Source organism: Neisseria chenwenguii, assembly GCF_002216145.1.
Classification (GTDB): domain Bacteria; phylum Pseudomonadota; class Gammaproteobacteria; order Burkholderiales; family Neisseriaceae; genus Neisseria; species Neisseria chenwenguii.
The window spans coordinates 2274812-2298808 of the sequence record NZ_CP022278.1 but is presented as its reverse complement, the minus strand read 5'-3'; the positions used below and the strand labels follow the sequence as shown (position 1 = coordinate 2298808).

Here is a 23997-nt window from a genome sequence, read left to right as displayed (position 1 = left end):
CTGAAAACTCTGCCCACCGAGCGCAGCCGAAGTTTTCAGACGGCCTTTTGCTATAATTCCTTCTTTCCGCATCCCTTTAGGCCGTCTGAAAATGCAAGTCATCCAATATCCCGGTTCCCCCTTCAAACTCCACCAGCCTTTCCCGCCCGCAGGCGACCAGCCCTCCGCCATCGCCGGCCTGCTCGAAGGGCTTTCAGACGGCCTTGCTTACCAAACCCTGCTCGGCGTAACCGGTTCGGGCAAAACCTACACGATGGCGAACGTCATCGCACAGAGCGGCCGCCCGGCCATCATCATGGCGCACAACAAAACGCTGGCGGCGCAGCTTTATGCCGAAATGCGCGAGTTTTTTCCCGAAAACGCGGTGGAATATTTCGTGTCCTACTACGACTATTACCAGCCCGAAGCCTATGTTCCGTCACGTGATCTGTTCATCGAAAAAGACAGCGCGATTAACGAACACATCGAGCAGATGCGCCTTTCCGCCACCAAAAACCTGATGACGCGCAACGACGTGATTATCGTCGCCACCGTGTCCGCAATTTACGGTATCGGCGACCCGACCGAATACCAGCAGATGGTGCTTTCCGTGAAAGAGGGCGACACCATCGAGCAGCGCGACATCATTTCCATGCTGGTTTCCATGCAGTACGAACGCGGCGAGATGGATTTCAAACGCGGCTCGTTCCGCGTGCGCGGCGACGTGATTGACGTGTACCCCGCCGAAAGCTCCGAAAGCGCGCTGCGGATTTCCCTGTTCGACGACGAAATCGACCGCCTCGATTTGTTCGACCCGCTTACCGGCGGCAGCCTGCAAAGGGTGGGGCGCTACACCGTGTTCCCGTCCAGCCACTACGTTACCCCGCGTGACACCGTTTTGCGTGCCTGCGAAAGCATCAAGGCCGAGCTGCGCGAACGCATTGATTTCTTTACCAAAGAAAACCGACCCGTCGAGCAGCAGCGCATCGAGCAACGCACCCGCTTCGATCTCGAAATGCTCTACGAAATGGGCTTCTGCAAAGGCATCGAAAACTACAGCCGCCACTTTTCCGGCAAAAAAGAAGGCGAACCGCCGCCCACGCTGATGGACTATCTGCCCGACAATGCCATCATGTTTATCGACGAAAGCCACGTTACCGTCACCCAAATCGGCGGCATGTACAAAGGCGACGCCAGCCGCAAGCAAAATCTGGTGGACTACGGCTTCAGGCTGCCTTCCGCCCGCGACAACCGCCCGCTCAAATTCCACGAATTCGAAAAAATCATGCCGCAAACCATCTTCGTATCCGCCACCCCCGCCAAATACGAAGAAGAACACGCAGGGCAGGTGGTCGAACAAGTCGTGCGCCCCACCGGACTGGTTGACCCGCAAATCATCATCCGCCCCGTTGGCACGCAAGTCGATGATTTGCTAAGCGAAATCAACGACCGTCGCAAAAAAGGCGAGCGCGTGCTCGTAACCACCCTCACCAAACGCATGGCCGAACAGCTCACCGACTATTACAGCGAACTCGGTATCAAAGTGCGCTACCTGCACAGCGACATCGACACCGTAGAACGCGTTGAAATCATTCGAGATTTACGCCTCGGCCTCTTTGACGTGCTCGTCGGCATCAACCTCCTGCGCGAAGGTCTCGACATCCCCGAAGTCTCCCTCGTCGCCATCCTCGACGCCGACAAAGAAGGCTTCCTGCGCTCCCACCGCAGCCTGATCCAAACCATCGGCCGCGCCGCCCGCAACGTCAACGGCGTCGCCATCCTCTACGCCGACAAAATCACCGATTCGATGAAAGCCGCCATCGACGAAACCGAACGCCGACGAGAAAAACAGATGAAATTCAACGAAGAACACGGCATCGTACCGCAGCAAATCAACAAAAAGGTCAAAGACATCATCGACGGCGTGTACCACGAAGAGAATAATGGTCTTTCAGGTAGCCTGAAAACCAAAAAAGGCGGCAAAGGCAAGGTTAAAGTCGGCGAAATCCACACCGAAGAAGATGCGCTTAAAGAAATCGCCAAACTGGAAAAAGCCATGCAGCAGGCGGCCAGGGATTTGCAGTTTGAAGAAGCGGCGGTGTTGAGGGATAAGATTCGGGGGATTAAGGAAGGATTGTTGTTTGGGGCGGAGTGATTATATAATTTAAAAATTAGAATGAAATTGGAGCTTTTATATGAATTTTAATGATGCTAAGCGAAAGGTAATCATCAGGTTTATATGTGGTTTTCTAATTTCTCTGCCATCCGCTATTTCTACTATTGTTTCTATTTGTAAAATGTTTTATTTTAGATTAGATGATGGGACTAGTTTAGGGCACGCAATTTCGTTACCTTTCAAAAATATAGTTTACTCTATCTATGAAAGAACAGAATTTCTCAATTTCTTTTGGAAACGTTCTCCAGTTCCCAATCAAATAGATATAATGGATAAGCAAAATTTCATCTTCTTGTTAATTTATATGATGTTTTTTATTGGGTGGATTGTAATTAACTCTGCACTTGAACTTAGAGGTCGCATAAAAATGATTGATAGAGAAATTGAAGATTACTTACTTAGGGATTCGATTAAAAGTTCAGTTAACGAAACTAGAAAACAGATCAAACATAATGTTGAACTCCCTCAGTCCTCAAATAAATTCCATGATTTATATCTCGCACCACTAATAGTTGGGCTGATTTTAGCAGTAGTAGGAGCTGCTTTAGTTAAAGCTCTTGGATTAAACTAGCAAGCGTAGGGTTGGGTTAGGCCGCTTCAAGGCCGTAACCCAACGACCGTTACCGCTTCGGAAACTTAACCGAACTCCTGTGGTTGCGTTGGGTTACGGCGTACCGCCTAACCCGACCTACTCTTGCTTATGCAGAACTCAAATTAGGAGGAAATCATGAACCAAAAAGTAAAAAGTCTGCTGAATGACTGGCAAATTGGTAATCCCGCCTTGTATGAAATCGCCGATAGCGTGCGCACGAGAATATTGCAGCTGGCAGATACAGTAGAGGAAGAAGTGAAATATGGCGGCATTCTGTTTGCCGCACCTGAACCGTTTTGCGGCATTTTTGTTTACAAGCAACATGTATCTGTGGAATTTAATCATGGCGCCGAGATAGCAGACCCGCACGGTTTATTAGAAGGAAAAGGCAAAGACTGCCGTCATTTGAAATTACATACGCTTGAAGATATAGAAAATAAGCATTTAACGGATTACTTACGATTGGCGCAAAAAGCAGCAGAATAAAATGTCAGTCTAGCAAGCGTAGGTTGGGTTAGGCCGCTTTAAGGCCGTAACCCAACAACCGTTACCGCTTCGGAAACCCAACCGAACCCCTGCCGTTGCGTTGGGTTACGGCGTACCGCCTAACCCAACCTACATGGCTACATGGTTGCCGTTTCATCGGGTTGCGGCATACCGTCTCACCCAAGCAAGCATAGAACCCGTAGGTACGGTTAGCCGCCCAAAGCGGCGTAACCGTACGAATATGTATCAAATCCTGCCCACACCAAAACGCCGTCTGAAAACGGGTGTAGCGAGTTTCGCTAAAACCGTTTTTCTGTTAGTTCAGTTTGACACAGTGCGATGATTTTTACGCCCCCAAGAGAATATGCTTTTGATAGAAAAGGATATTTTCATGGTAATCATAACTGTGTTCTCGACCAAAGGCGGTACGGGTAAAACGACAGTCACAGCCAACCTCTCTGCCGTTCTAGCAGACATGGGTTTCCGGGTGTTGATGATAGACACCGATGTTCAGCCATCATTAAGCAAATACTTTCCGCTGCACTATCGTGCACCCAACGGAGTGGTGGAGTTCCTGCTGGAAAAAAATGATGAAACAACCATCCGTTCCACCATCTCAAACACAATTTATCCCAATCTCGACATTATTTTTTCTAACGATGTGAGCGATGACGTACAGGTTAAAGTTCAAAACCGTCCTGATCGCGCCTTCCTTCTACGCAGTAAGTTGGTTCATCCCTACATTGCCGAAAACTACGATGCTGTCCTGATCGACACACAAGGATCGGTAGGCGTGATACAGGATGCAGCTTGTTTTGCGGCCAATCTCGTACTCTCCCCCATAATGCCCGAAACCCTGAGTGCGCGCGAATTTATTTCCGGTACCCAAGACGCACTTGAACGGCTCGCACACGGTTCAATTATGAATCTGCCGATTCCGCCTCTGCGTGCATTGATTTATGCCCGTGACCGCACCAAAGATGCGCGGATGATTTCCGAACAGATCAGAAAATACTTCAACAGTACGTTGGATCCCAATAAGCGGCTGCTTACATTGGAAATTCCATCGGCTAAAGCCTATAAAGAAGCCTCAACGTTGCGGATTCCAGTGCATTGTCACGAATATACCCACTCCGGCAAGTCTTCTTCAGCCCGTCGCCAGATGATTAACCTCGTATACGAACTGTTCCCGTCAATTGAGGAGCAAAAGGTAGAGTGCCACTTATTCGGCGACAACCTCGAAAACCTGCTGCCAGAAGAAAATACAGCGAATTTATCGGCTGAAAACATTCAAAACGGTGCGGAGGACGGCAGCCATGAATAAAAACACAGTATCTGCCCGTCCGAAACTCACATTGGAAACCGCAGGATTAAGCCTGAACGTACCACAACCGGTGCAGACCGGCATGGACATTGCCCGCAAAGACGATGTTTTTCCGGGGCTGTTCATGAACGTTTCGGTATATGAAATCGATTTCTTCGACAAAAACCCGCGTACCCGGCACGACCCCGAACTGTACCGCCAAATCAAGGAGTCCATCCGTGAGTCCGGCGTACAGCAGCCCGTGCACATTACCCGCAGACCCGATAGCAGCCGTTTTGTGCTGGCACAGGGTGGCAACACCCGCCTGAAAATCTGCCAAGAGCTGCATGAAGAAACAGGATTGGAACGTTTTGCCGTCATTCCTGCCATATTTGCCGAATACACATCCGAAGCCGACATCCAAATTGCCCACCTGATTGAGAACGAACAGCGGGCAGAGATGTGCTTTTGGGACAAGGCTCAAGCATATGCGGCCATCCGGGAAATGTTCCAGGCTCAAAGTGATAAAAAACTGAGTTTGCGTGAATTGGAGAGCCTCTTTGTTTCTCACGGCTTATCTTTAACATATCAAATTCTAGGCTACCTGTTTTTCGCCAAAGATATGTTGTCTTCTTTGAGAGAGAAATGTATCCATTTATCCAATCCCAAAACGATTGAACTCCGCAAACTTGCCAACGAACTGGAAGGCAGCCTGAAAACCGTGGGACAGCAAGACCGCTTCCTCGGATTCTGGGACAGTACCCTGCAAGAATGGGCAGAACAGCAAACCGAAGCCGACGGACTGGACACCGCTGCGCTGGGTAAATACCTGCAACAGCGGTTCGCCGAAGAATTTGGCGGCATATTGCCGGAACAGCCGCAGCAGACCGCAAAAAACCGTTCTGCAACAGCACACGGGCAGACACAGGCAGCTGCAACAGATGCTTCAGACAATGCAGCGCAGCAACAGGGCACGGACAAAAGCCTGCCTGAAAACGGTACGGGCGGAACGACGGATTCTGTTTCCGTTTCTGACCACGGCAACCCCGACGGCACCGTTACGCCGCCGGTCGATCCGGCTGCGGAACGGCAGCATGGGCAAGAAACTGCGGCAGAGCCTTTCAGGCTGCCTGAAAACCGCGACGAAGCCTTGCGCCGTCTGCACCGCTCCGTGCGCAAAATGCTGTCTCTGGTACATCTGGACAACTGTTTCCGCAGCCACGATATGTTCCGTTACGGCTTCTATATTGAATACCCCGATTTCCACAACATTCCCAAAACACGCCCCGATGCCCTGTTCGTCATCGACAACCTGCACGAGGATGCCGGCGACGTATTCGCGTATCTGGCCAAAGTCTCCATGCAGGAATCCCTGCTCGCCAAACCGGATTTGGGCAGCAGCAACCCCTTGCTGATGCTGCCTGAAAGTTCGCCGTTACGCACAGCCTACCAAGACCCTGACGTACTTGACGAATACAACGTCATGGGTATCGGCGAACGGGTTTATCTGCTGGATCGGGTGTTGTACTGGCAGACCGTCGACACACCCTACACGGAACCGGTATCGGAAATCCTGAATGCACTCCGTGCCGTACACCGTTGCGAAAAACAGGAGAACGGCCATGAGTAAGCAAGTCGCAGAACAATACCGTATTCAAGTCCACGGTCACACACCCGTACATACGCAAATCCTGTCCGTCCTGCCCGCGTTGCTGGTTTTGCCCAAATCACGCAAAGAAGCGGCAGCCAATGCCGTGATGCTACACCGCTATGCCGACGTGTTCGCACAGATACAGGCAATGACACCCGACCGCTTGATGCAGATTGCCCGCAGCATGTCCGGCTCGGTGGAAATCCGCATTGACCTTCCCGCTTTACGCAACGCCGTCTGCCGTGCCGCCGGCGACGGGGAACGGTGCGAACGCCACCGTCGGCAGGCAGAATGGCTGATACGGTACGGTGCCAGCAACCACATGATACTGATGCTGTGCAGCGAAGTATCGGTAGAAGACATCCGCAGGATGCGGCACGAACTCGGTATGCCCGTCAGCAAAGGCCGCCGCTCGGCGCTGCCGATGGAAACCCGCCTGTCCCTGCTGGCCGATTGGCAACAGCTTCAGAGCGAAGAAACCGATACCTTCTCCTGTTACCAGAAACTGGCGAACCTTTATCCGGAATACAGCTTGGACAGGCTGTACAGCACCATCGTATCCGATGAGGCGGAGAGAAGCGGACGATGAGGACGGACAACCTCCGCGAAGGCCTACTGCACCATCCCGGCATGGTGCAGCAGGAGGCCTCCGACACCGCCTATCTGGCCGCACTGTGGGACGAACCGGTCAGCTATGTCGTTCAGTTTGCCCAAGCTCTAGATTCGGTTACGGCAGGCTATTTCCTCAGCTGTTACGTTACCCGTTACGGCGAAGGCGAATGGGCGGCATTCAACGAACACACCGCCGCTGCCGAAACGGGATTGGGGCGCGGGCAATGGTATGCCGTACGCGACCGCCTGCTGGACAAAGGTGTTTTGATGAACGACCGCAATGTCCGCGCTTCACTGTACTGTCTGAACGGAGCAAAACTGGAAGCAATGATGCGCCGGCACAGCAATCTCTCCCTGACGGCCGTTACCGCCCCGCCCCTTTCCATCAACCGTCTGCACCTGCGTACCCTGCTCCACTACGGCCTGTCGGTCAAAGCCTGCCTGTATCTGGCGGTTATCCAATCGGAAACACCGCATACGGACTTTGCCAAACGCAGCAGTTTCAGCGATTGGATTCTGCTGCCTGAAAAAACCGTTACCGAACGAAGCTACCTGAGCAAGCGCGAACAGCAAAACGCATCGGAAGCCCTGCGCACCGCCGGTTTGATCGAAAACGAGTATAGGGGTTTCCCCCGTATGCGCTACTGCCGATACAGCCTGAAAAGGCTGGCAGAATTGACCGACGGTTATATGCAGACGCTGACCATCTGAAAGAAGGAAAAAGGACATGAACAAAGAAACATCATTACTGGATATGGCCGATGCGCAAATTCTCGGCTTTGTATCCCACAGAAACGGAAGCAGCTTGGCCGACTTGGTTAGAGCCATGGGGTTGACCCCTCAGGAGTGGGAAATACTGAAAAACGAATACCCGACTACTGCCTATCTTGGCGAAGCGGATATGTTGGAAATCGAAGCAGCATTGCAAGACAGATAAGTAAGGACAACAACATGGACAAACAATCTGCTCTGGAAAAAATCAAGAAATGCCTGGCTCTGGGCAAATCGGCAAACGAGCATGAAGCCGCCCAAGCCTTAAAACACGCCCAAATTCTGATGACTCAGTTCGGTTTGGATGAACTCGACGTTTCCCTGTCAGAAATATCCGAAGACCGCATAGCCGCTCCCCTGACCGTACCGCAATGGCATTGGAATCTGGTACACCTTTGCGGCATCGCCTTTGGCTGCGAGAGATGGCACAGCGTCAACAGCATCGGTAGCGGTTTTATCTTTTGCGGCATAAACGGTCGCTCCGAGCTGGCTGCTTATGCCTATACGGTTTTGTTGCGCCAACTCAAAGCCGCACGGCGCGGATACATGAAAACGGAACTGTCACGGGTACGCATCGGCAAAAACAAAACCGCCCGTGCCAACAAATTTTGTGACGGCTGGGTACGGGGTGTCCGGAAAAACGTCATCAGTTTTGCCCAATCCGAACAGGAAATCGGACTGATTACGCAGTACAGGGAGCATAAATACGGCGAGATGAAACAGGCCAAAACACGTGACGTAAAAGGCGTACGCAGCTACAGAGACGATTATCGGGCAGGCATCGAGATAGGCAAAGACATCAAACTGAATGTACCGCTGGGACAGTCGGAAACAAACCTGTTGGCGAAATAAACAGGTATCTGCATCATGAATCTTCCTGCCCCGCATGAGTACAACCGCGACATCATGCTCTGCAAACAGATTTTGCAGGGTGGGCGTACTATTGCCGTTTATAAATGCCTGATCGGTGTAGCAGGTTCCATCAAAGCCGCCGTATTCCTGTCGCAACTGGTTTACTGGACGCAGCGTGGCACCGACATCGTTGGTTCAGACGGATGGATACACAAATCCGTAGAACAGATGCACGGTGAAACCGGATTAAGCAAACGCGAACAAGGAACCTGCAAACAGAAACTGCTGGAATCCGGGCTGATCGAAACACGCTACAAGCGTTACGGTTTCGGCAAAGGTCGTTTGGAATTGCGTATTCGACTGGATGCGTTGGCAAAAGCGGTCTGTACGGCCAATGGTGCGGAAACACCTGACATCAGCCTAACCGATTTCAGACAGCCTTCCAATCTGTTTTTCCTACGTTATTTCAAAGAACGCATTGCCTACCACCGCGACTTGGTTGACCTCACAGGCTGCATCCATTCAGCCATCATGTTGTCGTTCATCATGCAGCAGTGCATTGCCAAAGGCGGCATGGACAACGACAGCGACCGCTGGTTTGTCAGCTTCAACATACAAGGCTGGCAAAAATACCTGTTTCTCCCCTACAAGACCCAGAAAACTGCCAGAGACCGGCTCAAAGCACATGATTTTATTATTGAAAAACACTTTTTCGCCTCGCGCCGCATTTTTACCCTGCTCAACGGCAAAGCCATTTGGAGTGCGCTGAAAAACCGCAGCCGGCTTCCCAAACCACCGGAAAATGCGACCGTACAAGACACCAACCCAGCAGGTACTTTTTCAGAGCACACAGGTAACAAAAGGGCGAATACAGAAGGTACTTTTTCGGAGTACACACGTTACAGAAGGGTTAATACAGTAGTGCCTTTTTGGAAGAACATAGGTTACAAAAGGGTAAATACACAGGTAACAAAAGGGCGAATACATACGTTACAAAACGGCGAATTAACAGGTGACAAAACGGCAAATACACAAGGTACAAAAGGGCGAATTCTTGAAGATATAAATTACAGTGAGTTTTCTGAAGAAAACAACTACAACAAAGACAATAATGTAGTGGGAGTGTTTGACGGTTTGATTTACCCGAAAACATGGGGCCAATCCATGCAGGGAAAAAGCAGGGAAATATTTACCCGCTTACACCCCGAAGCCAACAAGGAGCAGTTGCAGGAAATACTGGACGAAATCGCCGGGCAGACCAAACCCATTACCAGCCCATTGGGATTGCTGACCGTCCTGTGCCGTAAAGCAGCCATCGGCGAACTGATTTGCGTACTGGCCCCAATAGTACGGGAACGGCGTGAACAGCAGGCAATTTGGGAAGCGGAACGCCTGCGTGCCGAACAGCGGTTCCTGCAATCTCCGGATAAACCCGAAACACCAGTGGAAACATCCAACTCGGAAGTCTACCAGAAGGTTAAAGATTCAATGAAGGCAGCACTGAAAAAAGCAGGTGCCAAGGCTAGTTGGTAACAGCAATCCATAGCAAAAAAGTTTGTGTGCCCCCCACACAAAACCCGAAGCGGAAAGTTTGTGAACCCCGTTCACAAAATCCAGAGCGGAAAGTTTGTGTGCCCCCCACACAAAATCCGAAGCAGAAAAGTTTGTGAACAGTATTCACAAAATCCAGAGCGGAAAAGTTTGTGAACACTGTTCACAAAATCCAGAGCGGAAAGTTTGTGAACCCCGTTCACAAAATCCAGAGCGGAAAAGTTTGTGAACACTGTTCACAAAATCCAGAGCGGAAAGTTTGTGAACCCCGTTCACAAAATCCAGAGCGGAAAGTTTGTGAACCCCGTTCACAAAATCCAGAGCGGAAAGTTTGTGTGCCCCCCACACAAAATCCGAAGCAGAAAAGTTTGTGAACAGTATTCACAAAATCCAGAGCGGAAAAGTTTGTGAACACTGTTCACAAAATCCAGAGCGGAAAGTTTGTGAACCCCGTTCACAAAATCCAGAGCGGAAAAGTTTGTGAACAGTATTCACAAAATCCGAAGCGGGAAAGTTTGTGTGGGGCCCACACAAAACCCGAAGATTTTTCACAGGAGTATCGTCAATCATGACCCAAAACAACAAACAAAAACTGGTTATCAAACCGAAATCCATCCGTGTGCCGCAGCAGTTTGATACGTCCTTTCCTGTGTCGGAACAGTCGGTGTTTTCCGATGGGTATGACTGGGAGGCGGAACGGAAGCGTTTGGCAGCAGTAGCAGCAGACGGTGTAGACAGCAGTCATCCTGATGCAGGGGCTTTGGCGGTACTGGCCGAACATGAGATGCTGTTAAAGCAGCATATCCTGCGTCAGCGTATCCGGAACGGGCAGAAACGCTCCCGTTCTTTGGGTTCGGTCAATTTGGATGATTATGCAGTTTACCTGTCGGAAGACAAAATCTTTGATGAGGTCGGCACGCTGGCCGGTAGCGAAGATGCCTTTGAACTGCATACCAAACAAGGTATCCGTATATGGGAGGGTAAAAACGATAAAAAGACACACCGGTGGCCCGGAATACGTTACGGCATGGCTTTGTCCGGTGAGTTGGTCCGTGCTGCGAAAGCCGATAATCCTTTTGCTCATGCCGAACTGCTGGCATTTGAAACAGAACTGGATACTGTCTCGGGTGCATTGGCAGCAGAAACCAATAAGATGCAGCAGATGCTTGAACAGTATCGTGCAACAGGGATACACATCGGCGTTTTCGCCAATGCCCAACCGGTATTGATTAAAACCTCTGCCGTACGCGGTTACGGTTTCAGACTGTTGCAGCTTTTGACGGCCTACGATTATTTGGTTCGTCTGGCAAAGACGATGGGACTGAAAGGTCTGATGTCGAATACAGCCAGCAATGACGTAATTCATGAGTGCGGTAAAAAAATCAGGGTGCTGCTGCAAGGTCTGTACACCTCTGCGATGAAAATCAGACAGATTCAGTCAATATCGCGTACTACGCTGCTGGAAGATGCGGTAATTGCCGAGAAGTTGGGTGTGGCCGTGGCAAACGGTGTACTGTCGCCTTTACAGGAAGATGTACTGTTGTACCGTAGGATGCCTGCCTTTACCTTTGTTGATACAGTTATCCCCCCAAAACGTCAATCCGAGCTTTATGAAGCAGCAGTAAGGTTCGGTTTGACAGAGATTCTCTCTCAGGAACAACTTGGATAGATGCTATGGGCGATCTGTTTCCTGACCGTAAAAAATCTATGTGCGACAAAAGCCTTTTAAGGGTAAGGGAGCCTGAAGCTGTCGCAATGGAAATTGCAGCAACTGAAAAGGCTGTGTACGAACTTGTCGCCAATGCCCGGCATTTTTTGGAGCAGTCGAGACAAATGGGATTGGTCAGGAGACTGGCCTACCGGACAATCGCGGTTGCTCACCCGAATCTGCCTGAATATCCGCGCAAAGAATTCCATATACCCAGTATCTGTTGGGCCGAGTACGAAGGTAAAAAACGAACGGATATTACCGACTGGGCAAAAATTGCCGTTTATCTGGATAAAGCCAATGCGTCTTATGACGAACGTCTGCTCCATATACGCGTACACCTAACAATGCGGCAATTCCATTCGGAAGGCCGACGGCTGTATGAAATACTGAAAACCGACTATGCACTGGTTCAGGAAATACAGCAGATGTCCGAATCGCAAAATATTCCTGTGGCAGCGATTTGCCTACCATATCTGTGAGACAGACAGAAAATTTGTGTGCCCCCCACATAAAATCCAAAGCGGAAAGCTGTAAACACTGTTTACAAAATCCGGAGTGGGAAAGCTGTAAACGGGGTTTACAGCAACCAAGAAGGAATAATTTAATAAGGAAGTAATTCTCATGTTGGAACAGGAAATCCTATCGGTCATCCGATTTTATCTAGATAGCACGCCACCTTATTACACGATAAGCTGGTACGGCGCAGTTTTTATATTCGCGATATGTATACTCAAAATCATCATTGATACGATCCAACGCTTTAAAGGCATTCAAACCCACTCTATGCCTTGGCTGTCGTGGGCTGTCGGTATGCTCGCCTTCATATTTATCGTTCATGATGATCGACCAAACCTGACCGTTTATTATGGTCACATCGTGCAGGAAAAACTACCATCCGAAAACATCGACTACAGCCAATGCACCTTCGGCAACGAAGATTACAAGGTGGCCAGGCAGATAGGACTCGAAGCTTATGCCGATGCCAAATCCAAAGCCATCATGCAGGCGGCGCAATCCGGTGGTGACACCGGGGCGAAATCCTGCGGCGTTCTTCCGTCAACTATTTTTTAAAAAGCCGTAGCTATGAACCGGCTGCTGAAAACCCGTGGAGCAATGAAAGGAAAGATATGTATATGATGAAGAGAAGGAGTTTGTCGGACTTCGAGAAAGAAGCCGAAATTTACTGTAAAGCGGACAATGACAGAAGGATTGCTGACTGTATAAAAAAATATAATAGAAAAATATTTTGGATGGAGCAGGCACTGAAAAGCAATCCTAATGACGAATGGATTGAAATTTCAGAATACGAAGCCAAAGATATATTGTCAATCCGTAAGAAAAGAGCATTTTTTGTGGTCTTAGGGCTTTGCATTATTTTCTGGTACATTTTTATAAAATTCTTTTGGAATATTGAATTCTTCTGCTTTATTTTTTTCATGTCGCCATTGTACCTTATTTTTTTCGATATTTTTACATGTGGCATGGATGTTTATAACATGACTAATTATCAATCAAATAAGGAAGTTTTTTTTGTAAATAGAAAATCTCTTGAATATTCCCTTAAAAGATATAAAAAAGACCTGAGTGATTTAAAAGAGTCGGCAAAAGAAACTTAAATAGGAAACGGTTTTTTACTATCCATCAATACCCACCTGAAAGGAGTATTTTTATGCTGGAAAACTTTGAAAAACGCCTGCTGGCCGATTTTCTCGGCGAGCATTGGCAGATGTTTGTAGACTTTTGCGAGGAAAACGGCCAAGCGGGTTATGCGGAAGCCGTTTTTGATAAATTGGAAAACCCGTCTTAAAAGGAAAGGAGACAAGTATGTTTTTATCGGTGAAACGGGTTTTAAAACCCGCAACGTATTCGGTAATCGGCACTTATCCGACGGCAGAGGCGGCTGAACGGCAGGCGGAACTGATACTGCTCAGTCGGGGTTCGGACGTCTGCCTGAACATCGTACAGTCAGAAAAAGGCTATACCGTGCAGACGGTACGCTGGCAATAGCAAAGCCGCTTTGTTTCCAAAGCGGCTTCTTTCAAGATAAATATTGTCAGACACGCTCAAAGGCCGTCTGAATTTTCTGAAGCTGTGTCCGGCAAGTGACGAAAAAGATATGCATGCCGATTCAAAGGCAAAGGCATTAGTTGATTTGGTCGCCATTGAGCGGAAAAGTTTTCTATCTGACGGAAAATCCGAATAAAGGGCTTGACAACCACCACAAGACACTTTAACATACTCTACCCCTATCTGTATTTTGGGATATTTTAATCCAAATTTCTGCAAATTCGGCTGTTTCTCCCGATGGAGATCAGCTTTATGTCTATTAATCTTGTTGTCCGCGGTAATCTAGGACAGACATTTTCTCTCAAAACCATCAACCGTGACGGTTCAAACGAACCGAGCACGGTCTTGAATTTTTCCATTGCTTCGACACGTTATAAAAAACAGGGCGACCGTTATGTTGCGGCTGGTCCGACCGAATGGCTGGAATGCGAATACTGGAACCGCCGCGCACAGCATCTAGAAAACATACTGTGTAAAGGTATGCCAGTCATCATCGAAGGCGAAGAATTGGTCGAATTCTACGAAAAGGACGGCCAACGGGTTAAAGCCCGCAAAATCCGTGTCGAAAACATCTATCTGAACCTATCCTCCGACCGTATCGAATCAATTACCCTGAAACCGCCCCGCACTGCAGAGGACGAACAGGATGATACGCCATTCTGAAACCACTCCTGGGACGGCCGCTGCACTGCCGTTCCGGTTTCTGACGGATACGGATTGATTTCGGTATGAATATTTTTCAAAAAAATGCCGGGCGCGACCTCGGCTGGGAATTTATCACACTGACGGCAGGTAATGACGAAGACGGTATTTTCTATTGTGAAAAAGACAATGCCATCGGCTCGGTATGCCTGTTTTCGCCGATGGCCGGATGGAGCGAAAAAACCCCGGTCGATGCGGCCGTGCTGCTCAACGAACCCTATCCGGGCGGCACAATTATGCAATTCATCAATATCGGCTCCCCTTTCGTACAGCCGATAATGGATGCCTATGCCAATGCCAGAATGGGCGTATCCGGCGATATATCGGTACAGACCGCCCAGTATGCGGTACGCGACCGCGCGGCATTTTTACAGCGCGGCACCCGTCAGAAACTGGTGGCTTCTTCGGATACCCGCATATTGGAAAGCCTCGGCCTGTGGACGTTCAAAGTACCGCTGAAAACACAAAATCCCTTTTCGGGAAATGCCAAAGAAACAGCCGCCTTCCAGCAAGAGTGTGCCGCTTTCCTGAAAATGCGCCGCAATGCCCTGTCACAGCTGACCGTCATGGGCATCAATGCCGAAGTATTGCGTACTGCCGCCATGATGGGGGTACTGCGCCGTTATTTTTCGATATACGAACCTTGGGACACCGGCGTAGAAGAAAATGTACCGCTCAACGAGCAGCTGTTTCCCGTCGGTTCGCGTATGAACTGGGACAACCGCCGTCACGACGTGCTGCACTGTTCTGGCTTTTCTTATTCCCGGGAGAGGCAGTATATGGGGATACTGGTTCTGGACCGCTATCCCGGCGCGGAAAACCCGTTCCACTTCTCCAAGATGATCGAACTTTTAGGCAACCCGCCCGGCAACGGTGCGCAAATCGGAATGCCTTATGCGCTCTGCACCACCATTCATTTTCCGGATCAGGGCGTAAAAGCGGCAAAGGTGCGTACATCGCAAGTGCAGACCGAAAAATCGGCCAATGCACTGATGCTGAAATGGTCACCACGCTTGCGTAAGAAGCGTGACAGTTTTCAGGCATTGGCCGAACTGATGCTGGAAGGCGGTAATGCCGTGGAGGTCAGCACCAGTTTGTGTCTGTTCAACCGTTCGGCCAATGCCGTCCGCACCGCACAGTCAACCATGGCAACGTACTACAAGCGTTTGGGCTTTGTCATGCGTCCGGAAAAATATATTCCGGAAGTCAGCTTTTTCAACCAACTGCCTTTAAATGCCTCCCCCGAGAGCATCAAAAACACCCACCGCTTCAAAACCATGGTGGGTTCCCAAGCCGCACACCTGCTGCCCGTAACCGATGAATGGCAGGGTTTCGGAAACGAAATGCTGCTGACCACCCGTTTGGGCCGGCTGTTTCACTACTCTTTGTTCGACAAGCGCAATCTCAACTACAACTGGACTTGGATGGGTGCATCGGGTACGGGCAAATCATTTGCCGTTCAGCGTCTGATACAGGACGAACTGTCTTTGGGTACCAAAATCTGGCTCATGGATACCGGCTCTTCCTATTTGGCATCAGGCATGGTTTCGGGGGCACAGATTCTAGATTTCCATTTCGACTCGGACGTCTGTCTAAATCCCTTTACCAAAGTATCGGACATTGATCAGGAGATCGAACTTATTCTGCCCATTCTCGGCAAGATGGCCAAACCGACCGAAGGCACGACCGACACACAGCGTGCGCTGCTGGAAGAAGCGGTCAAATCAGTGTTTTCTGCCAAAGGCAACAAGGCCGAAATTACCGACATTATCCAATACCTGAACAATCAGACCGGTTCGATGGCTGCGCAACAGCACGAGCTGGCCATGCTGCTGTCTCCGTTCGGCTCGACCGGTTCGATGGGACGCTGGTTCAGGGGAGCGAACAACTTCCGCGCCGAAGCGGATTGGACGATATTGGAATTGTCGGGACTGACCGGCAACAAGCATCTGTGCGACGTGGTGCTGATGATTTTGTCCACCACCATTGCGCAGGAAATGTTCACTTCGCGCGATTTGCGCAAACGGATGATGATCGTCGAAGAAGGCGGCGACCGCTTGGGCGATCCTTCTTTTGCCGAATTTACCGCCAAACTGTTTTCCAAAGTCCGCAAAGAACACGGTTCCGCAGGCGTGGTTATACAGTCGCCGAAACAGATTCACGCCACCGAATTCGGTTCGGCCATCATGGCGTCGGCACACACCAATTTTTATATGCAACAACGAGCGGAGTCCATCGAAGAAGCCAAAGCAAAAAACTGGCTGCAAGTAGATGCCTATACCGAAAAATTGATGCGGGAAGTAAAAACCGCCAAGGGTCAATACAGCGAAATCCTGATCCGCAGCGGCGAAAACGCTGGTATTGCCCGCCTGATCGAAACTCCGTTCAACCGCGTACTATTCTCCACCGAAGGCGAACTCTTCAAGGAATTGCAGCAGCGCGTACGCCGTGGGGAACAGATTACCCACATTGTCGAAGCCGAAGCAAAACGCCTGTACGGGGACGGCACGGTTTAACCCTTTCAGACAGCCTTTCAACCGGAATCACAGAGGATCCCTTTCATGAACGAGACACCGAACAAAACAGACGAAGCAGGCAAAACGGGCAGCACCGGCACAGCGGCACAGCAACCCGAAACGCTGCCTGAAAACGGCCGCCCTGCAACCTCCGGCGGCAGCGGCCTGACGACGGTCATGGTATTGCTGGCCTTGGTATTGGGCGGGTACAGCTTTTTCCGCACCATTGTTCCGACAGCCGCAACGACAGAGAAATTGGCCGTAGTCGATTCCGATCGTTTGGCTGCTGCCTACATCCGGCAGGCATTGTCCGACCCACAGGCGGATACGCCTGCGGCACAGCAGAAGCTGGCCGCGCAACTGAGCGGCATTCAAGCCAAGCTGGATGCCATGGCCGCAGAAGGCAGGATCATCGTACGCAAATCAGCCGTACTGACCGCACCGCCGGGTGCCGACATCACCGCCCAAGTAGCGGCAGAACTGGGCATTACCCTGCCATCAGAACAGCCTCTGCCGCAGGCAGGCAGCAGTAACAGCTTTTCAGGCAGCACACCGGTTCCTACGGGCTTACCGGCAAACCAAACACCCGCAAACGCATCAGATGCCCGCTTGGGCAGCCAGTTGGATTGACACATATGACCCAAAAACCGCTGCCTCCGCTACGCGTCAGACTGGCAGTCTGCGCTGCCGGCTTGGCCGTTGCCGCCTGTGCATGGACCGTACGCCCGTGGTTGCAGGAACAGGGCTCGGTCATGGTGGAAGCCAAAACGGCGGGCTGCCTGCCATGGCAGGTGTACTGGTACGACAAAAAACAGACATACAGACCGCTGCGCCGTAACGACGTCATCCTGTTTCCGGCACGGGGCATGGCTCCCGTCATACCGGACGGACTGCCTGTCGGCAAACTGGTGGCGGGACTGCCGGGCGACAAAGTGGAAATCCGCAACGGCAACGTCTATATCAACGGCAGCCTGATCGCGGATGTCCGCTACGGCGCAGGCAAACTGGGCAAACCCGTGGATTATTGGGATACGGCATACAGATTGGAAGACGATGAGATTTTTGTATTCGGCACGGAAAAACATTCCTGGGACTCCCGCTACTGGGGGCCGTACCGGGCTTCTATGGTTCGCGGCCGTCTGCTGCCTCTGTTTTAGCGGGACGGCAAACGGGGAAACGTTTGACCTGAAACGGCTGCTCGACAGCCAAAAGGCAAATACAACAAGATTTATGCAGAGCCTGAAAGGCCAAGTGGTTCCCGGCGGCAGCCCTACCCAGATGCTGACCCGGGGCGAAAATCCTGCCCGGGCACAACTGGCCGGTATCCGCACGGTGGTATTCGTATCCCGTTCCATGCCCGAACAGGAACTGTTGAAGCTGCTGACACAGGGAGCCGGACGCCGGGATACGGTATTTCTGTACCGCGGCTGGGGCAGCGGAGGTGCCGACAAGGCGTTTGAGTATGCAGAAACATTAGTACGCAAACTGCCCGAATCCGCCCGCAAAAACCCGCCCAACATCATGGTTATGCCCGAAGCATTCCGCCGTTACCGCATCAGCCATGTACCTGCGCTGCTGCATCAGGATAAAGGCAAATGGTATCTGGTTCAGGGTACACCATCCCTAGATCAGGCATTGACCGCCATTACCGGTCGCCGGTTCGGACAACGTCTGAGTCGTCAATGGGCAGTATCGGAACCCGATCAGGCAAAAATCATGAAACAGGCGGCAGCCCGCGTGGACTGGAAAGCGCAGGCACGTTCGGCAGCAGAATCTGTATCTGCCCAGATGGCCGGCAATATGGATCTGCCGGTTTCCAAAGGCATCGAGAACCGGCTCCACATTCCGTATATGCGTGCGGATTTCGACATCCGAAATCCCAAAACCGGCATGACGGTTTATCCGCGCGGCACAATGTTCAATATTTTGGCCGCTGACCCACTCGGCAGACGTTCCATATTGGCACTTGACGGACGGGACATCCGCCAAGTGCGCTACGCGCAGCGTATTATCAAAGAACGCCCCCAAACCTTGGTACTTTATACCCGGCTAGGCAAACTGGCAGGAACCGGCATTCCGGCCTCCCCTTTGAACACATCTCTGGCACAACGCCTGAGCATCCGTACGGTACCCACCTACCTGCAACAAGAAGGCATGGCATTCCGGGTAGTTTCAGTACACCCGTTCGATTGAGGCAACAATGAAATACGGCAAAAAAACAGTCAGATTATCCGTACTGGCAGCGGGACTGCTACTTTCAGGCAGCCTTTACGCCTTTGATAGCGGTGCAGACAGCAGCAGCGGCAACGGCAGCAGTCAAACCTGCTCCAACGCCGGTTTCGACGCGTTAATCAATTTCGACTTCGATTCGGCCTTTCCGCTGCGGATTATGGGCAATACCGTCATCTCAGGCGGAGATGTACCGCACCCGCCCCATGCCACCACACAATCTACCTGCAAATGCGGCGAAGAACCGTACGCCATTTATGGTTATACAAGAGGTATGTGGCTGCCGACACGTTTCGTCGAAGTCGTTCGCAACGCAAGCTGCTCTCCCGTGTATGGGGATGCGGTCAAACCGTTGCTGCAACAGATGGCCGCACTAGCCGGCACCGGGCAGTCGGAACAGGTCACCCGCCTGACTGCAGGCGAATCCTCAGGCCGCTACGACACCTCATTCCGCCATTTCCACAGTTGGTCGTTCCCGTTCAACCCCTACGGCTGGAATCCCCGCTGCTTCCACAAAGGTGGCAACCTCGAAACTTCGATTGCCCAACCGGTTTGGTCGAAAAAAGACCCTGTGTACATGAACCTGCTCTATCCGGAATGGATGGCAATCGGCAACTTGGTCAACAGCCCCCTGTTCGACCTGCCCGCACACACCGCTTCCTGTATCGCCAACACCACCGGTATCGGCTGGGGTATGGTGGACGATGCCGCCTACTGGTTGGGCGGATGCATGGGTAACAACCTGCCAGCCGCCGGATCGATGTCGGCTGAGAAAAACAGCATCATCGGCACCTCCACCATCCTGAACCGGTCCATCATGCTATCCAACCGTACCGGCGGTTACGCATCGGTTTCGACGGTCGGTGACAAAGCCCTGTGTACGCCGGTTCCTGTGCCGTATGCGTCCAAATCGGAATTCAAGTCCTCCATGCTGTTCCCCTACCCCGAATCAGGATCGGGCGGCAGCAGCGGCGGAGACATGGGCATCAGCGAAGGTGCTCTGTTCGGTCAATTGAGTGGCGAAGTAGCCAACTTTCTCAATATGGGTGGTAAAGGTGCGCACCGTTTGGGTTCCAGCAATTTTGCCTGGGCTGTTTCCCGCAGCGACCAATCCCTAGATAACAATGATTCCGATGCCGTCTATCTGCTGTGGCGGTGGGTGGACTGTTGCGAATTCAACTGACAGATCAATTCCACAAGAAGGCAATGTCAATATGAAATACAAATTTTCCGTTTTTTTGGTAACCGCCTTGGCGGTTTTTCCGGTTCATGCGGATACGGGCAAAGTATTCGGCAGCAGCGGTCTGCACGGCAGCCGACAGCAGGCTCGCACCGCCCAAACAGAAAGCGGGCAACGGATTTGGCAGCGCGACCAAAGCTATGCGCTGGATCTGTACCGTCAGGTACAGTCGGGCAATGCGTCCGCCGTTACCGAACTGAAAAAATCCGCCAACAGCGGCAACCGCTGGGCGGCATTACAGTACGGCTATCTTGCCCATACCGGCAAATTACCCGGTTCGGGCGGCAAGCCGGACATGTCCACAGCGATTAAAGCCTACAACCTGTCGGCCAAACGCATGGATAAAGGCCGCCTGGCGGACATCAACGGCAACTATATGGCTGCCTACAACATGGGGCTGGTTTACTACTACGGCCAAGGAGTAGCGGCCAATGGTGCGGAGGCCCTGCGCTGGTTCAGGGCTGCGGAGAGTGCCTACCGCGCACCGGGCCAGCATCGAGTATTTTGGCCTGCGACCGTTTATATTGCCCAGATTTTGGAACGCGGTTACGGAGTTGCCAAAAACGAAAAAGAAGCATTGGAGTATTGGGAGCGTGCTGCCAAAGCCAATGAAGCCGAAGGACTGTACGGATACGGTATGGCGATATTGAACGGCAAAGGAGGAGTACAGAACCCCTATCGCGCCTACCCCGTCCTGTTGAACGCCGCCAACCGCTGGCATGTCGGAGCCATGGTGGCTTTGGCCAAATACCAAGGCAGCGGTGATAAGCTGCGCGAAGCCAATCCGGTCGATGCCGCTAAGTGGTGGACGATTGCAGCCATGGTAAACAAACGGTACAGCCGCCAGGCAGAGAAAGCTATGACAGCCCTGCCCGTCGCCAAACAGCAACAGGTACGCTCGCAGACACGCAGCTGGCTCAGCACCCACGGCACGGTTCCGAAATCCTTTGACTGGAAACAGCCGATTAATACCGAAATCCCGCAACGCTGACACAACAGGGGAGGCGACGATATGAACAAAAAACTGAAAACGGCCGCAACGGCAGCCGTCTTGGCGGTTACCGCCGCAACCGTATCGACTTTACCGGTGTATGCCGACAATGCCTACCGGAAAGCACAACCTCAAGGCTGGTTTTGGTACGAAGACCCCACACCTCAGAAACAGGAACAGGCCAAACCCAAACCAGAACCTGTCCCGCAAAAACCTGCTCCTGCCAAAGCGGATAAACCTGCCGAGGTAAAGCAGGATGACGAACCGTTTTCTGCACCGTGGGTACGGAAGAATCTTCAGGTACTTCTGGAACGTGCCATCACAAATCCGACCGAAGAAAACGTCCGTGCCTATAAATACATGGAACGCGTTATGTCGGACATGTCCACCAACTTCGCAAACATGAGTGAAAAAGTGGTACAGAACGATCCGATGTTGGACGAATCGGTACGCTTTCCGATTTCGTCCATGGCGCGGGCGCAGGCATTATCGCGGGTTGCCCAGGCCAAAGACGGCATCATCCGCGACCTGAAAGGCAAAGCCGGTTTGTGGATGTTTTTTGATTCTAAATGTTCGTTCTGCCACAGCCAATACGAAACCACCCGACTACTGGCACAGAAACACGGTCTGACCGTCCATTACATCAGTACGGACGGCGGCATCATCCCGGGTATGACCGCAGCACAGATACGCTACGACCGTAACGCCGAGCGTGCACGCACCTTGGGCATCAAACTGACACCTGCGGTGGTTTTGGTCGCCCCTCCTGAAAAAATGGCCATCGTTGCCCACGGTGCGATGGCCCAATCCGAATTGGAAGAAAAAATTGTTTTGGCGGCCGTCGACATGAAACTGGCCGATCCCGAACTGAGCAATCTGGCCAAACTGCAAGACAGGGGCATTCTGTCGGCACAGGACATGGCGGAAGCCAAAAACCGGATGCGCAACCCGGACAACCCGGACGAACTGGTCAAAATGCTGAACGAAATGATCCGCAGAAAAATGTAAAGGACACATCATGAAATCCACCCGTAATTTATTGCAGCAGTATGCCGTCCCCACCATCGCCGTATTATCTTTATGGCTGGCCACAGCCGATGCCAAGGCAGACATTGCCAAAGGCATGGATGCCATGTGGAACCAGACCTCCCCCTCTTTGGGCGGAGTCAACGATAACTACGGTGGTACGCTGGGCGGTTTGTCGGTACGTTCCCCCGTACGCAGCTTCAACATCTTGGCTTTCGACCCACCCCGCATTTCGGCGGGCTGCGGCGGCATTGATGCCTATTTCGGCAGTTTTTCGATGATTTCGGCGAAAAATACACAAAACCTGATACGGGCAATCATCGCCAACGGTACCGGCTACGCCCTCAAAATCGCTATGGATAATTTGTGCCCGCCCTGTCAGAACATCATGTCCGGCTTGCAGGACTGGACTACTAAAATCAACAGCTACGCCAAAAATACCTGTCAAATCGGCATGGCCGCGGTGGATTGGGCACGCGGGCAGCGTAATCCCTCAGCATTCGGCGACGATGGCAAAAGCTCCGCAGAAGCGGTTCAGGCTGCCTCATCCGGCGCAGCCGCAGACTTTGCCGAAGCCAACGACAACCGCACCTACCGCGGAAAAAACGCCAACCGCCCTGACAATGCGGCAGAAAAATCGACCGAATACGGCAACAACATGATGAACACTCTTGTTTCCGCCGGCGTATTCAACGCATCGGGAAACGGTGCGGTGGATACGGCTCCTTACGGTGGAAATCAGGGATTCCTGCAAATGGCCATGAATCTGTACGGAACCCAAGTTACCCTGACCGGCGGCAATGCTTCATCTTCGGCTTCCGGCGGGCGGTTTGCCAAAGGCTCGAGTGAGCGGACCGACAAGGAGCTCGCTCCGATTTGGACGTTCAACGACATCGTGTACGGCGCACCGACAGGAGCCGCCTTAAGCGGCTACAAATGTTCGGACTTCGACATCCAAAAGGCGGACAGCTGCCAAAACGTCAGTACCGCGGATTCGGACTTCCCCGGTACGCACCGGTACATCCTTAATCTGCTGATCGGAAAACAAACCGCTTTCGGCGACGGTAACAAAATGGGGGATTCCATTGCCACACAGATACAGAACGGCAGCATCATGGCCTATTTTGCCGACAATACCCAAACCCTGAGTACCGAACAGTCCGCCTTTCTGAGCCGCCTGCCGAAAGAAAGCGTCGACGTATTGAGCCAAGCGGCTAAAGCTGGCAGACAGACCGCCATTCAGGCTGCCGATGCCGCTGCACGGCTTTACGGAGAACAGATGGCGGCCGATTTGGTACTGAGTATGAATAAAACCTTATCCGTTGCCTATTCGGCCAACGTCGATACAAACGGCAAACGGATTGTGGCCATGTCTCCTGCGCAACAGAAACAGGTGGATACTCTGGCCGCACAGGCACAGAAATATCAGGACAGCGGCAGCCGTTCCGCCGCACAACAGGGCTTCGTACGTCTTGTACGCGGAGCGGTCATGCTGACCGGCAACAATTCCGGTCTGCTGCAACAGTAAATACCAACCTTCGG

At 51.7% G+C, this 23997-nt stretch carries 24 protein-coding genes; all 24 read left to right on the top strand.

What is annotated here, in order from left to right; genetic code table 11:
- Window positions 1-91 precede the first annotated feature (91 nt).
- The 24 genes from uvrB (at window position 92) to BG910_RS11020 (ending at window position 23983) form a co-directional block, all read left to right on the top strand.
- Window positions 92-2134, top strand: a complete 2043-nt coding sequence (gene uvrB, locus BG910_RS11135; protein WP_089036899.1) for an excinuclease ABC subunit UvrB — start codon at window positions 92-94, stop codon at window positions 2132-2134.
- 40 nt (window positions 2135-2174) lie between these two features.
- On the top strand, window positions 2175-2726 hold the full coding sequence (locus BG910_RS11130) for a YniB family protein (protein WP_089036898.1): 552 nt from the start codon (window positions 2175-2177) through the stop codon (window positions 2724-2726).
- A 156-nt stretch (window positions 2727-2882) separates the two neighbouring features.
- Window positions 2883-3233: a DUF1801 domain-containing protein gene (locus BG910_RS11125; RefSeq protein WP_089036897.1), complete on the top strand. Its 351-nt coding sequence runs from the start codon at window positions 2883-2885 to the stop codon at window positions 3231-3233.
- A gap of 391 nt (window positions 3234-3624) precedes the next feature.
- Window positions 3625-4557, top strand: coding sequence for a ParA family protein (locus BG910_RS11120; RefSeq protein WP_089037252.1), 933 nt, complete (start codon window positions 3625-3627; stop codon window positions 4555-4557).
- Entirely contained in the window at window positions 4550-6166 is a 1617-nt protein-coding gene (locus tag BG910_RS11115) for a ParB N-terminal domain-containing protein (protein ID WP_089036896.1), read from the top strand. Before BG910_RS11120 ends, BG910_RS11115 begins: the two co-directional genes overlap by 8 nt.
- Window positions 6159-6776 (top strand): STY4526/YPO1902 family pathogenicity island replication protein, encoded by a 618-nt coding sequence (locus tag BG910_RS11110; protein WP_089036895.1) that lies wholly within the window; start codon window positions 6159-6161, stop codon window positions 6774-6776. Before BG910_RS11115 ends, BG910_RS11110 begins: the two co-directional genes overlap by 8 nt.
- Window positions 6773-7510, top strand: a complete 738-nt coding sequence (locus BG910_RS11105; protein ID WP_089036894.1) for a hypothetical protein — start codon at window positions 6773-6775, stop codon at window positions 7508-7510. Before BG910_RS11110 ends, BG910_RS11105 begins: the two co-directional genes overlap by 4 nt.
- A gap of 16 nt (window positions 7511-7526) precedes the next feature.
- Entirely contained in the window at window positions 7527-7736 is a 210-nt protein-coding gene (locus BG910_RS11100) for a helix-turn-helix domain-containing protein (protein WP_089036893.1), read from the top strand.
- A 14-nt stretch (window positions 7737-7750) separates the two neighbouring features.
- Entirely contained in the window at window positions 7751-8422 is a 672-nt protein-coding gene (locus BG910_RS11095; RefSeq protein WP_089036892.1) for a DUF2786 domain-containing protein, read from the top strand.
- 15 nt (window positions 8423-8437) lie between these two features.
- On the top strand, window positions 8438-9955 hold the full coding sequence (locus BG910_RS11090) for a hypothetical protein (protein WP_089036891.1): 1518 nt from the start codon (window positions 8438-8440) through the stop codon (window positions 9953-9955).
- Between the two features lie 586 nt (window positions 9956-10541).
- Window positions 10542-11642, top strand: a complete 1101-nt coding sequence (locus tag BG910_RS11085) for an AcaB family transcriptional regulator (RefSeq protein WP_089036890.1) — start codon at window positions 10542-10544, stop codon at window positions 11640-11642.
- A gap of 5 nt (window positions 11643-11647) precedes the next feature.
- On the top strand, window positions 11648-12163 hold the full coding sequence (locus BG910_RS11080; RefSeq protein WP_157694087.1) for a hypothetical protein: 516 nt from the start codon (window positions 11648-11650) through the stop codon (window positions 12161-12163).
- A gap of 142 nt (window positions 12164-12305) precedes the next feature.
- The gene (locus BG910_RS11075; RefSeq protein ID WP_089036888.1) at window positions 12306-12755 is read left to right on the top strand and encodes a hypothetical protein; all 450 of its coding nucleotides are present in this window, start codon (window positions 12306-12308) and stop codon (window positions 12753-12755) included.
- Between the two features lie 56 nt (window positions 12756-12811).
- Window positions 12812-13300: a hypothetical protein gene (locus BG910_RS11070; RefSeq protein ID WP_089036887.1), complete on the top strand. Its 489-nt coding sequence runs from the start codon at window positions 12812-12814 to the stop codon at window positions 13298-13300.
- 53 nt (window positions 13301-13353) lie between these two features.
- Window positions 13354-13491 (top strand): hypothetical protein, encoded by a 138-nt coding sequence (locus BG910_RS12455; protein ID WP_157694086.1) that lies wholly within the window; start codon window positions 13354-13356, stop codon window positions 13489-13491.
- Window positions 13492-14003: 512 nt separating this feature from the next.
- Window positions 14004-14414, top strand: a complete 411-nt coding sequence (locus tag BG910_RS11060; RefSeq protein ID WP_157694084.1) for a single-stranded DNA-binding protein — start codon at window positions 14004-14006, stop codon at window positions 14412-14414.
- 65 nt (window positions 14415-14479) lie between these two features.
- The gene (locus BG910_RS11055) at window positions 14480-16969 is read left to right on the top strand and encodes a TraC family protein (protein ID WP_089036884.1); all 2490 of its coding nucleotides are present in this window, start codon (window positions 14480-14482) and stop codon (window positions 16967-16969) included.
- 45 nt (window positions 16970-17014) lie between these two features.
- Window positions 17015-17599, top strand: a complete 585-nt coding sequence (locus BG910_RS11050) for a TrbI F-type domain-containing protein (protein WP_089036883.1) — start codon at window positions 17015-17017, stop codon at window positions 17597-17599.
- Between the two features lie 5 nt (window positions 17600-17604).
- Window positions 17605-18126, top strand: coding sequence for a S26 family signal peptidase (locus BG910_RS11045; RefSeq protein WP_089036882.1), 522 nt, complete (start codon window positions 17605-17607; stop codon window positions 18124-18126).
- 73 nt (window positions 18127-18199) lie between these two features.
- The gene (locus tag BG910_RS11040; protein WP_157694083.1) at window positions 18200-19162 is read left to right on the top strand and encodes a TrbC family F-type conjugative pilus assembly protein; all 963 of its coding nucleotides are present in this window, start codon (window positions 18200-18202) and stop codon (window positions 19160-19162) included.
- Between the two features lie 7 nt (window positions 19163-19169).
- Window positions 19170-20381, top strand: coding sequence for a TraU family protein (locus BG910_RS11035; RefSeq protein ID WP_089036880.1), 1212 nt, complete (start codon window positions 19170-19172; stop codon window positions 20379-20381).
- Window positions 20382-20412: 31 nt separating this feature from the next.
- Window positions 20413-21429, top strand: coding sequence for a tetratricopeptide repeat protein (locus tag BG910_RS11030; RefSeq protein WP_198344800.1), 1017 nt, complete (start codon window positions 20413-20415; stop codon window positions 21427-21429).
- Between the two features lie 21 nt (window positions 21430-21450).
- Window positions 21451-22437, top strand: coding sequence for a conjugal transfer protein TraF (gene traF / locus BG910_RS11025; RefSeq protein ID WP_089036878.1), 987 nt, complete (start codon window positions 21451-21453; stop codon window positions 22435-22437).
- A gap of 10 nt (window positions 22438-22447) precedes the next feature.
- The gene (locus BG910_RS11020) at window positions 22448-23983 is read left to right on the top strand and encodes a conjugal transfer protein TraH (RefSeq protein ID WP_089036877.1); all 1536 of its coding nucleotides are present in this window, start codon (window positions 22448-22450) and stop codon (window positions 23981-23983) included.
- Window positions 23984-23997 lie beyond the last annotated feature (14 nt).